The sequence below is a fragment of the Phocaeicola massiliensis B84634 = Timone 84634 = DSM 17679 = JCM 13223 genome, from assembly GCF_000382445.1.
In the GTDB taxonomy this organism is placed as follows: Bacteria; Bacteroidota; Bacteroidia; order Bacteroidales; family Bacteroidaceae; genus Phocaeicola; species Phocaeicola massiliensis.
Genome location: NZ_KB905472.1, coordinates 841392 through 854326, shown reverse-complemented (window position 1 = coordinate 854326; position 12935 = coordinate 841392). Strand labels below are relative to the sequence as shown.

Sequence of the window (12935 nt, the reverse complement as noted above, 5' to 3'; positions counted from 1 at the left end):
ACACGCCTACCTTAAAGGCAGCCTTTTCGCCCTCCCGAATACAAAAGTTTAAAAGATATACTTAATTTTTTCTTAAAAACCTGCCTGTTTATCAATATTACGCTTTATCTTTACCGAATAAATTAAAACAATATTCTAATTTAATCATAGTTTATTATGAAAAATACCACTAACCAACACCACAAAGGGAAAAAAGCGGCACTACTTGCCTTGGCATTTCCACTTGTTCTGGCAGGTGCACCCGTGCAGGCTGCCCAACGAACGTATGTCGCAAGTGAAACTGCTCTTCCGAGTCCTCAAATTGTGGGCATCAAAAGACTCAATCCGACAGCTGTCGAAGTTTTGTTTGCCAACAACCAACGCATGACACTGGATTTTTACGGTGATAATATCTTCAGAGTCTTTCAAGATAATGCCGGTGGAATCATCCGAAATCCGGAAGCCAAACCCGAAGCACAGATATTGGTAGACAATCCCAGAATGTCATTGTCAAAGTTGGACATTGACGACAATGGAAGCACAATCAGTATCACAACCGGGCATATCAGCATACAGATTGACAAAGCCACTTCGTTACTGAAAATCACCAACCTTAAAACCGGCAAGGTAGTAGTGGAAGAACTTGCTCCCGTTTCGTTTGAGAAAGATAAAGTAACCATCACCCTGAAAGAAAATCCGAAAGAATATTTCTACGGAGGTGGTGTGCAAAACGGAAGATTCTCACACAAAGGGAAAGCAATTGCTATCGAAAACCAAAATAGCTGGACAGATGGAGGCGTAGCTTCTCCTACTCCTTTCTATTGGTCTACCAACGGATACGGCGTGATGTGGCATACCTTCAAGAAAGGTAAATACGACTTTGGTGCAGAAGAAAAAGGAAAAGTAAAACTATCTCACGAAACAGATTATCTGGATGTCTTTTACATGGTGAGTGACGGTGCCGTTGCTTTATTGAACGACTTCTACCAACTCACCGGTAATCCGGTATTATTACCCAAGTTCGGCTTCTATCAGGGACACCTGAATGCATACAACCGCGACTATTGGAAAGAAGACGAAAAGGGAATCTTGTTTGAAGATGGAAAACGTTATAAGGAAAGCCAAAAGGACAATGGCGGTATCAAGGAATCTTTGAACGGTGAAAAAAACAATTACCAATTCTCGGCACGGGCTGTGATAGACCGTTATAAGAACCATGATATGCCTTTGGGCTGGTTGCTCCCTAATGACGGTTACGGAGCCGGATATGGACAAACCGAAACATTGGACGGCAATATCCAAAACCTGAAAGAACTGGGTGACTATGCCCGCAAGAACGGAGTGGAAATCGGGCTTTGGACACAATCCGACCTCCATCCCAAAGAAGGAATCAGTGCATTGCTTCAGCGTGATATCGTGAAAGAAGTAAGAGACGCCGGTGTGCGTGTTCTGAAAACAGATGTTGCATGGGTAGGCGCAGGCTATTCATTCGGCTTGAACGGCGTGGCCGATGTGGGTAAAATCATGCCTTATTATGGCAACAACGCACGTCCGTTTATCATCTCATTGGACGGATGGGCAGGAACTCAACGCTATGCAGGTGTATGGTCGGGCGACCAGACCGGCGGCGAATGGGAATACATCCGCTTCCATATCCCGACTTATATCGGTTCGGGCCTTTCGGGACAACCTAATATCACTTCCGATATGGACGGTATCTTCGGCGGAAAGAACCCGGCCGTGAATATCCGCGATTTTCAGTGGAAGACATGGACACCGATGGAGCTCAATATGGACGGCTGGGGCAGCAACGAAAAGTATCCTCATGCCTTGGGTGAACCGGCAACCTCTATCAACCGTATGTATCTGAAGCTGAAATCAGAGCTGATGCCATATGCTTACAGCTTTGCCAAAGAAGCTGTAGACGGAATGCCTATCATCAGAGCCATGTTCCTCGAATTCCCGAACGACTATACGATGGGCAGCGCCACCAAATACCAATATATGTATGGAACCGACTTCCTGGTGGCACCTATCTATCAAAATACCAAAGCAGATGCCGAAGGCAATGATATCCGCAACGGTATCTATCTGCCCGAAGGCGAATGGATCGATTACTTCACCGGCGAGAAATATGAAGGCGGACGCGTTATCAATAACTTCGCTGCTCCTCTGTGGAAACTCCCCGTATTTGTCAAGAACGGAGCCATCATCCCGATGACTAACCCGAACAATAACGTGAGTGAAATCAACAAGGGTCTGCGCATTTATGAAATGTACCCCAATAAACACACCATGACCGTGGAATATGACGATGACGGTATCACCGAAGCATATAAAGACGGTAAGGGTGTAACCACTTTCATTGAATCGAACGTTACTCCCAAAAACGAAGTGCTCATCACCGTACACCGCACTCAGGGTAACTTTGACGGTTTCGTGAAAGAAAAAGCCACTGAGTTCAGAATCAATGTAACCGAAAAGCCCAAAGCTATCTCTGCCAAAGCAGGAAAAAGCAAGATTAAGCTGACCGAAGTTGCATCTCTGGAACAATTCCAAAACGGACAGAACGTATACTTCTACGATGCTGCTCCCAACCTGAATAAATTTGCTACTCCGGGAAGTGAGTTTGAAAAGGTAACCATCGTTAAGAATCCTCAACTTCTCATCAAGCTGGCTCCAATGGATGTTACCACTAATCAGATTAACGTAACAGTCAGCGGATTCCGTTACGCACCGGCCGATACTTACCGCGTCACTTCGGGCTCGTTGACAGCTCCGAAAGCCGAAGTAACCGCCGAAAATACGGAAGCTTATACGCTGAAACCAACATGGACTCCGGTAGCCAATGCAGACTATTATGAAATAGAATTGAATGGTATTCTTTACAGCACCATCAAAGATACAGAACTGCTATTTGAAGGATTGGAAGCCGAAACAACTTATGACTTCAAGATTCGTGCCGTAAACAAAGACGGTCAATCAGACTGGGCAAGCTTTACAGCCAAGACAAAATCTAACCCATTGGAATTTGCTATCCGAGGCATTAAGGGTGAAGTGACAGCCAAATCACAAGAAGGATTTGAAATTGATCGTCTCTTCGACTTTGCCGAAATGGGTGATATGTGGCACACCAAGTACAGAGCCAATGCTTTGCCGTTCGACATGATTATTGACTTGAGAAGTGTCAACCAATTGGATAAATTCCACTATCTGAGCCGTAAGGACGGAGGCAACGGAACATTGTTGAAAGGAACCGTTTCATATAGTATGGACAAAGAACACTGGACTGAAGCCGGTGCATTTGAATGGAACCGCAAGGATGAGGTGAAAGTATTTACATTCACAGAACGTCCGACTGCACGTTACATCAAACTTTCTGTAACAGAAGGTGTTGGCAATTATGGCTCCGGTCGTGAACTGTATGTATTCAAAGTTCCCGGAACTGAAAGTTACTTGCCAGGCGACATCAACAATGACGGTAAGATTGACAACAACGACTTGACTTCTTATACCAACTACACCGGTTTGCGTAAAGGCGACGGCGACTTTGAAGGTTACATCAGCAATGGTGATATCAACAAGAATGATTTGATTGACGCTTATGATATCTCGGTAGTAGCCACTCAGTTGGAAGATGGTGTAGACGAAAGCAATGAAACTGAAAAAGTAAGCGGAAGAATCGAAATGAGCACTGCCAAACGTAGTTATAACAAGGATGAAGTCATTGAAGTGATAGTGAAAGGTATAGACCTTAAATCTGTCAATGCACTGAGCTTCGCTTTGCCTTATGACCAGCAGAAGTTTGAATTTGTCGGTGTACAACCGGTTAGCATGAAAGAGATGGAAAACTTTACTTATGACCGCCTTCACACCAATGGCACAAAAGCATTGTATCCAACTTTCGTCAATATCGGCAACAAACCTTCACTCGAAGGAACCAATGACTTGTTTATCTTGAAATTAAAAGCTAAACAAAGAGTAAACTTCAATCTGAAGATGATTGACGGATTATTGGTAGACAAGAAACTGAACGTTTGTAAGTTCTAAGAGACTTCACTGCCCCCAGCAGTAATTAAAAAAAGCTATATCAATACTCAAAACAGAGTGTGATATAGCTTTTTTATTTTGTGGAGGGTTCTAGTTCCTCTTTCGAAAAGGCTTACAATGAATACTTATCCAATATCTTCTCTATAGCTTCCTGCGATACGGGCTTAGTTAAATAATCGTTGCATCCCGCCTCTATTGCCCTTTCCCTGTCCGACTCGAAGGCAAAAGCTGTCAACGCAATAATAGGAATATCCTTCGAATAACCGCGAATCAGACGAGTAGCTTCCAAGCCATCCATATAGGGCATCTTTATATCCATAAATATCAAATCGGGATGATTCTCCTTATACATATCGACAGCCTCACGACCATCCCGGGCACGTATCAGCTTATACTTCTTGCCAAGAACAGTGTTCATGAGTAAAAAATTACTATCCACATCTTCCGCCACTAACAGGGTGCGCAATTGCAATGACTTAATGGCCACTTTCAAGTGCTGTTCTCTTTCCGCATTTTTTTTAAACTTCTCCTGCTTGTTATACATATCATACGGAATAGTAAAGCGGAACGTAGAACCTTCATGAAGTTCAGATTCCACCGTGATAGCGCCCCCCATCTTTTCTACAATCATCTGACAAATAGCAAGTCCCAGTCCGGTTCCTTGAACAAAAGAATTCAACTTGACGAAACGACCGAAGATATGAGATAATTTTTCTTCAGAGATACCTATGCCGGTATCCTTCACATAGAAATCTATATAATCCTTCTTCAACTTGAAACCAAAATGAATCTCACTTTCATAAGTAAACTTAATCGCATTGGTTATCAAATTGGTAATGAGTTGCAATATGCGATTCTTATCCTCGTTAATCATCAAGCTGTCATTCTCATTATCCAAAGTCAGTGTCACCCCTTCCTGCACACGACCTTTATGGATTTCATAAACATTACGGCACATCTCACCTAAATCCATAGGCTGCTTGATGTATTCAAATGTCCCTGCCTCTATTTTAGACAAATCAAGAATGTCATTAATCAGCTGCAACAATACGTCTGAATTCTGATTGATGATTTCGGAATAAAGCTTCTCGTCCTCCCGATTGTCGGTAGTAGTCATCAATCTTGAGAAACCTACAATGGCATTCAGGGGAGTGCGTATTTCATGACTCATATTAGCCAGAAAAGCACTCTTCAGACGGTCGGACTGCTCTGCCTTGATACGTGCCTGAATCAACTCCTGTTCTATATTCTGCACATTAGTAATATCCCACGAAATGCCTATAATAAGAGGCACACGCCCTACAAGCGGAATATGCGTCTTCAGAGTCTGAACAATGCGCGTCTCACCGGCAGCGGTCACATAGGTTTCCTGCATCTCCAGCCGCTCTCCGGTACGCATCAGTTCCAAGTCATCCTGATGAAATTTCTCCGCATCCGACCTTTCCGGAAATATCTCGAAATCGGTACGTCCCAAAGCACGCGATGCCGGAATTTTGGAATGATTGGCGAGTGCCTTGTTCCAATACAAATATCTGAAATCATCTTCCGGGTCTTTTACAAACATATATACCGGAATATTATTCAAGATGGCATCCAGCAGATAATTCAGTTCGCGCAATTCATCCCTATTCTTAATTACATCCGTAATGTCCTGAGTGAAGAACCATACAATCTCTTCCTGCCCATCTTCCATTATGAAAGTGGACACCTGATGCACACGTTCTTTTACTTCCCCCACCCGGGTATACCGGGCATGATATCCCATGTTGCCCCCGTTATCACGTATTTCCTGCACTCGTTTTTCAAATATCTCTTTTGTATGAAGAGAAACCGGCAAATCATAGACTTTCTGTACACCCAGTTCGCCTTTCACACCATATTCTTCAATGAATTGCTTATTGGCATACACCAAAGTGCCATCGGTAGAAGCAGCTAGAATGCTGTCACTCACCTTATCAAGCACGCGCTTAAACACTTCCAGATTCTTTTGTGTAACCACCCGCTCGCTGATGTCACGACACATGATTAACACATACTCTTCATCCAAAGGAAAGATACGGTTTTCGTAATAATGATGTGTACCATTAACATCCAGTTCGTGATGGGCTGTAGAACCTTTGCCCGTCGCAATCACTTTCTGAAGATTATTATAAACATTGTGATATGCCTCCTCGGGTATCATGTCGCGCATATGCATACCGGCAAAAGCACTATTGGGAACTCCCACATGATTGGTTTCTTCACTGGACACCACCCCTATACCTGTCCCTTCATGATTAAACACTGTGAGCATATCCGGCAAAGACTCCAGAATCCTCACTGCATACTTCTCCTTAAAACTCTGATTCGTTTCTTTTTCTTTCAAAGAGGTCAGTTCCTCTTTGAGCCGATGATTTTCGTTTCGTAACCTCTCAAGCTCCTGCTCCAATAATTCCCTTGTTTTCTCTTGCCCCAACATACCAAATAAGTTTATAATTACTTATGGGTCAAATATAAACACTTTCCATGAACAAAAGAAAGAATCATCGGAATATTTACCGTTAAATTCAATCTTACTAAATATCCACCGCAGCGGTAGGTATAATTACCTGACGCTACGATGGATAAATAATGGACGAAAAACTGATTACTTGTATTCTTCCCAACTCTTGATGGCAATGTCGTCTATGGTCATGGTGCAGAATGCATTGATAAACGCACTTGCCAAACGAGCATTGGTTATCAAGGGAATATTCAAGTCGATGGCAGCACGACGGATTTTATAGCCGTTGTCCAGTTCGCCGGCAGTCAGGTTCTTGGGAATGTTGACCACCATATCTATCTCCTTCTTATGAAGCATATCCAGTGCTTGAGGCTGTCCTTCTTCGCTGGGCCAGTACACGCGGGTATTCTCCACACCGTTCTCGGTCAGGAACTTGGAAGAGCCACCGGTGGCATAAAGTTTATACCCTTTCTTCTGCAACATACGGGCAGCATTCAAGGTATCGGCTTTCTGCTTGGCATTACCGGTGGACAGTAACACGCCCTTTTCGGGAATGCGATATCCAACGGAAAGCATGGCTTTCAGGACAGCACACGAGGTATCAGAACCGATACAGCCCACCTCACCGGTAGAGGCCATATCCACACCCAGCACCGGGTCGGCTTTTTGTAAACGGTTGAATGAGAACTGACTCGCTTTAATTCCGACATAATCCAATTCAAAAAGATTTTTGTTAGGCTTCTCTACCGGAAGGCCGAGCATGACTTTCGTTGCCAGCTCGATAAAGTTTATCTTCAGCACTTTGCTCACAAAGGGGAAGCTTCGCGAAGCGCGGAGATTACATTCGATTACCTTGATATCGTTATCCTTTGCCAAATATTGAATATTGAATGGTCCCGATATATTCAATTCTTTGGCTATCTGACGGGAGATGCGCTTGATGCGGCGAACGGTCTCCACATATAGTTTCTGCGGAGGGAACTGAATGGTGGCATCGCCCGAGTGCACTCCGGCATATTCAATATGCTCACTGATAGCGTATGCCACAATTTCGCCATTTTGTGCCACGGCATCCATTTCCACTTCCTTGGCGTGCTCGATGAACTGGCTCACCACTACCGGATGCTTTTTCGATACATTGGCAGCCAGTTTCAGGAAACGTTCCAACTCTTCCTGATTAGAACATACATTCATGGCAGCTCCACTCAGCACATATGAAGGGCGAACCAATACCGGGAAGCCCACTTTGTCAATAAAGGCATTAATGTCTTCCATGGAAGTCAATGCACTCCATTCGGGCTGGTCTACTCCGATACGGTCAAGCATGGCCGAGAATTTATCACGGTCTTCGGCATTGTCAATGCTCTTGGCACTTGTTCCGAGGATGTTAACTCCTTGTCCGTCCAGGCGGAGAGCAAGATTATTCGGTATCTGACCACCGGTGGAAACGATGACTCCATGCGGATTTTCCAGTTCGAGAATATCCATCACACGCTCGAAAGTCAGCTCATCAAAGTAGAGGCGGTCACACATATCATAGTCGGTAGATACCGTTTCGGGATTGTAATTAATCATCACGCTGCGGTAGCCTTCCTTACGGATAGTCTGTAATGCCTGTACGCCACACCAGTCGAACTCCACCGATGAACCGATGCGATAGGCTCCCGAGCCGAGTACGACAATTGATTTATGGTCACCCTGATATTTCACGTCATTGGCAACACCGCTATAAGTAAGATACAGGTAATTGGTCTGTGCCGGATATTCGGCAGCCAGCGTGTCAATTTGCTTCACCACCGGAAGGATACCCGCCTGCTTGCGGTGAGTTCGGACATACAGGCTGCCCTCTTCCATGTCGCCATCAAACCCGATGGCACGAGCAATCTGGAAATCAGTGAAGCCCTGCACCTTTGCTTTACGAAGCAAATCAACAGGCATATCGGCCATCTGCTTATGGTTGTTTCCCCATTCATGCAATTCCTTGGAGGTATTCATTATGTTCTGCAATTTTTGCAGAAACCATTTATCTATCTTGGTCAGCTCATGGATTTGGTCTACGGTATAACCCGCACGCATGGCTTTGCTGATGACGAAGATGCGCTTGTCGGTCGGCTCGCGCAAAGCCTTGTCCACATCGGCTATTACCAGTTCTTTATTCTCTACAAAGCCGTGCATACCCTGACCGATCATGCGCAATCCTTTCTGAATAGCTTCTTCAAAGGTACGTCCGATTGCCATTACTTCTCCCACCGATTTCATGGACGAGCCTAATTCACGGTCTACACCGTGGAACTTGCCCAAATCCCAGCGTGGTATTTTACATACCACATAGTCCAAGGCCGGTTCGAAGAATGCGCTGGTGGTCTTTGTCACGGAATTCTTCAAATCAAACAGACCGTAACCCAAACCAAGTTTGGCGGCAACAAAAGCAAGCGGATAGCCTGTGGCCTTGGAAGCCAATGCAGACGAGCGCGAAAGACGGGCATTAACCTCTATGACACGGTAGTCCTCCGATTCGGGGTCGAACGCATATTGCACATTGCATTCTCCCACGATACCGATGTGACGGATGATGCGGATAGCCAGCTCGCGAAGTTTATGATACTCCGCATTGGTAAGAGTCTGCGAAGGAGCAATGACGATGGACTCTCCGGTATGAATGCCCAACGGGTCAAAGTTCTCCATATTACAAACGGTGATGCAGTTATCATAACGGTCACGGACCACTTCATATTCCACTTCCTTCCAGCCTTTCAGACTCTTTTCCACCAGCACTTGCGGCGAGAAAGAGAAGGCTTTTTCGGCCAGAACATTCAGTTCTTCTTCATTATCGCAGAAACCTGAGCCCAAGCCTCCCAAGGCATATGCAGCGCGGATAATCACCGGATAGCCCAGTTCCTTGGCGGCACGGCGGGCATCTTCAATCGTTTCCACTGCCTCACTTTTGATGGTCTTGACATCTATCTCATCCAACTTCTTTACAAAGAGTTCTCGGTCTTCGGTATCCATGATGGCTTGCACCGGAGTACCCAACACGCACGTGTTATATTTTTCAAAGACACCGGCTTTATAAAGAGCCACACCGCAATTCAAGGCGGTCTGCCCACCAAAAGAAAGGAGCACACCGTCGGGACGTTCCTTTTCAATCACCTTTTCTACAAAGTAAGGAGTGACAGGAAGGAAATAAATCCGGTCGGCCACCCCCTCGCTGGTCTGCACCGTCGCGATATTGGGATTTATCAGAATGGTTTCGATACCTTCCTCCTTCAACGCTTTCAGAGCCTGCGAACCTGAATAATCGAATTCTCCGGCTTCACCAATCTTCAAGGCGCCGGAACCTAATAATAATACTTTCTTTATTTCGTCTTTCATATATGTTCTTTTTTATCGGGTGCCCGATGAGGGCAACCGGTTTTATAATAGCTTCACGAATTCATCAAACAGAAATTCGGTATCTGTAGGTCCTGACGCAGCTTCGGGATGGAACTGTGCCGAAAACCAAGGCTTGAATTTATGTCTGATACCTTCATTCGAACCATCATTCATATTGATAAACAGCGGTTCCCAGTCATTTCCCAACGTATTATTATCGACTGCATAACCATGATTCTGACTGGTGATGAAGCAACGCTCCGTTCCTACCATGCGTACCGGTTGGTTATGGCTGCGGTGTCCATACTTCAGTTTATAGATGGTGGCACCTCCCGCTTTGGAAAGCAACTGATTCCCCATACAGATACCGAAGATGGGCTTGTCGCTCAGAGCCATCGCCTTACGAATATTCTGTACAGCCTCATCACACGTATCCGGATCGCCCGGTCCGTTCGAAATAAACAATCCATCGTATTCCATTCCTGTGAAATCATAATTCCAAGGCACGCGAATCACCTCCACGCCACGCTTCAGCAGGCATCGGATAATATTGGTTTTCACGCCGCAATCCACCAAAACCACTTTCTTTTTGTCCGCTCCCTCATTGTAACGAATCACTTCTTTGCACGAAACCTTATCCACATAATTAATGCCTTCGTAACGGGCTTCGGGCTGATTATCGGGATCGTCATCAAACACAATTTTCCCCATCATCACCCCATGTTCGCGAAGCACCTTTGTCAGTTCGCGGGTATCAATGCCGGTAATGCCGGGCACTTGCTCGCGCTTCAACCAGTCGGCAAGACTTTCTTTTGCATTCCAATGGCTGTACTCCTCACTGTAGTCACTTACAATAATGGCTTCGGCATGTATGCGTTCACTTTCCATTAAAACAGCAAGTCCGTTAGGCCCGACAGTGAAAGGAGGAACACCATAATTACCCACCAACGGATAAGTCAAGGTCATCAACTGTCCCGCGTATGAAGGATCTGTCAAACTCTCTGGATAACCGGTCATAGCGGTATTAAACACCACTTCACCCGCTACCGGTTTCTCATAACCGAACGACTTGCCCGAGAAACGGCTCCCGTCGTCAAGAATCAATGTTACATTTCTCATTTAATCTATCTTGAATTTTGTTCTCTTAGAATTGATATATCTTTTCTATATAGTCTATAAATGCCTGATTTACCAGCTTTACACCGCCCGGTGTGGGATAATCTCCACTGAAGTACCAGTCTCCGGTGTGCGACGGACAGGCTTCGTGCAATCCATCCAATGTCTGATAAACAATCTCCACCTTTGCCCGTGTTCCCTTCGGAGTGAGCAATTCCACCATCTTGGCAGCAATCTCCTCATTAGTGAATGGTGCGTAAATTTCTTTCACATAATTCACCATCTGCTCTTTGGGCAACCCCGTCTGATTCTTCGACTTATGGTAAGCACGCGCGATGACATCTTTCATATCGCGCTCCTTCAAGAGTTCGATGGCAGCCTTGAATGCGATAAACTGATCCATGCTCGCCATATCGATACCATAGTAATCGGGATAACGCACCTGCGGAGAGGAAGATACAATCACAATCTTCTTGGGATTCAGACGATCAAGAATACTGATGATACTCTGTTTCAGCGTTGTTCCGCGCACAATGCTGTCGTCTATAATCACCAGATTGTCCACATGAGGTACCAGGCTTCCGTATGTAATGTCGTACACATGAGCTGCCAAGTCATTACGGCTGTTACCTTCGGCAATGAATGTACGCAACTTGATATCCTTTATCGCCACCTTCTCGCTGCGGATGCGCCAAGAAAGGATTTTCTCCAATTCCTCGTGACCAGGATTATGCCCCAATTCCTCTATCTTTCTTACCTTCAGCTCATTAAGATAATTATCGAATCCTTCGAGCATACCATAAAACGCCACCTCCGCCGTGTTCGGAATGAAGGAGAACACGGTGTGCTCCACCTCATAATCTATCGCTTTCAGGATAGGGTTCACCAACTTCTCACCCAGCAATTTCCTTTCCTTATAAATATCCATGTCACTGCCCCGGCTGAAATAGATACGCTCAAAAGAGCATGCCTTCTTTTCCTTTGCCCGGTTGATTTGCGCCAGACGCATCTTTCCGGCTTTATTCAGCAGGATAGCCTGCCCCGGCTGCAACTCGTTGATGCTTTCGACAGGCACATTGAGTGCTGTCTGAATGACCGGACGCTCTGAAGCCAACACCATGATTTCGTCATCCATGTACCAAAATGCAGGACGAATACCCCATGGGTCGCGTACAGCAAAGGATTCTCCGCTTCCTGTCATTCCGCAGATGACGTAGCCTCCGTCCCACTCCTTGCTCGATGTCTTAAGCACATTGGCCAAATCAATACGCTCCTCAATGGCATGAGTAATGTCCACGCCTTTCAATCCTTCGGCCTCGCACTGCACATAGAGGCGCTCCACTTCACGGTCGAGGCGGTGTCCCACTTGTTCGAGCATGATATAAGTGTCGGCATACTTGCGCGGATGCTGCCCGTCAGCAGTGATGCGTGCAAAGATTTCATCCACATTGGTCATATTGAAATTACCACACAACGCCAGATTCTTGGCACGCCAGTTATTGCGGCGCAGGAAAGGATGCACATACGATATACCACTCTTCCCGGTGGTGGAATAACGCAGATGCCCCATATACACTTCCCCCGCAAAAGGCAAGTATTTCTTGGCATATTCGGCGTCATTCAATTGTTCGGGAGTCAAATCCTTGAAATTGCCCTGCACATTGCCAAATATCTCTGTTATCGCTCCCGACCCCAAGGCCCTTTCGCGAAACATATATTCTTCACCGGGGTTGGCTTCCAACTTCACGCACGCCAGTCCCGCACCCTCCTGTCCCCGGTTATGCTGCTTCTCCATCAGCAGATATAGCTTGTTCAAGCCATACATCCAAGTTCCATACTTCTCCCGGTAATACTCCAACGGTTTAAGCAATCGTATCATTGCCACGCCACATTCATGCTTTAACGGTTCCATTCTCTCTCCTTTAACCTCATTATT

Annotated in this window: 5 protein-coding genes; 1 reads left to right on the top strand and 4 read right to left on the bottom strand. The window is 45.6% G+C overall.

Annotation, left to right across the window (positions count from 1 at the left end):
- Positions 1-156 precede the first annotated feature (156 nt).
- Positions 157-4029 carry a TIM-barrel domain-containing protein gene (locus HMPREF1534_RS15445; RefSeq protein ID WP_005937131.1) on the top strand — a complete coding sequence of 1291 codons (3873 nt, stop codon included), beginning with the start codon at positions 157-159 and terminating at the stop codon, positions 4027-4029.
- 112 nt (positions 4030-4141) lie between these two features.
- Here the strand turns inward: HMPREF1534_RS15445 and HMPREF1534_RS15450 are convergent, their stop codons facing one another.
- The 4 genes from HMPREF1534_RS15450 to HMPREF1534_RS15465 form a co-directional block, all read right to left on the bottom strand.
- Positions 4142-6487: a hybrid sensor histidine kinase/response regulator gene (locus HMPREF1534_RS15450; RefSeq protein WP_005937130.1), complete on the bottom strand. Its 2346-nt coding sequence runs from the start codon at positions 6485-6487 to the stop codon at positions 4142-4144.
- A gap of 168 nt (positions 6488-6655) precedes the next feature.
- Positions 6656-9883 (bottom strand): carbamoyl-phosphate synthase (glutamine-hydrolyzing) large subunit, encoded by a 3228-nt coding sequence (gene carB / locus HMPREF1534_RS15455; RefSeq protein ID WP_005937129.1) that lies wholly within the window; start codon positions 9881-9883, stop codon positions 6656-6658.
- 42 nt (positions 9884-9925) lie between these two features.
- Complete coding sequence (gene carA, locus HMPREF1534_RS15460) at positions 9926-11002, bottom strand: glutamine-hydrolyzing carbamoyl-phosphate synthase small subunit (RefSeq protein ID WP_005937127.1); 1077 nt, start codon at positions 11000-11002, stop codon at positions 9926-9928.
- Between the two features lie 25 nt (positions 11003-11027).
- Complete coding sequence (locus tag HMPREF1534_RS15465) at positions 11028-12911, bottom strand: amidophosphoribosyltransferase (protein WP_005937124.1); 1884 nt, start codon at positions 12909-12911, stop codon at positions 11028-11030.
- Between the last annotated feature and the right edge of the window lie 24 nt (positions 12912-12935).

Bases quoted from the DNA above. Each gene is read 5' to 3' on its own strand.
- carB (WP_005937129.1), bottom strand. From the start codon at position 9,883: ATGAAAGACGAAATAAAGAAAGTATTATTATTAGGTTCCGGCGCCTTG.
- HMPREF1534_RS15465 (WP_005937124.1), bottom strand. From the start codon at position 12,911: ATGGAACCGTTAAAGCATGAATGTGGCGTGGCAATGATACGATTGCTT.
- HMPREF1534_RS15450 (WP_005937130.1), bottom strand. From the start codon at position 6,487: ATGTTGGGGCAAGAGAAAACAAGGGAATTATTGGAGCAGGAGCTTGAG.
- HMPREF1534_RS15445 (WP_005937131.1), top strand. From the start codon at position 157: ATGAAAAATACCACTAACCAACACCACAAAGGGAAAAAAGCGGCACTA.
- carA (WP_005937127.1), bottom strand. From the start codon at position 11,002: ATGAGAAATGTAACATTGATTCTTGACGACGGGAGCCGTTTCTCGGGC.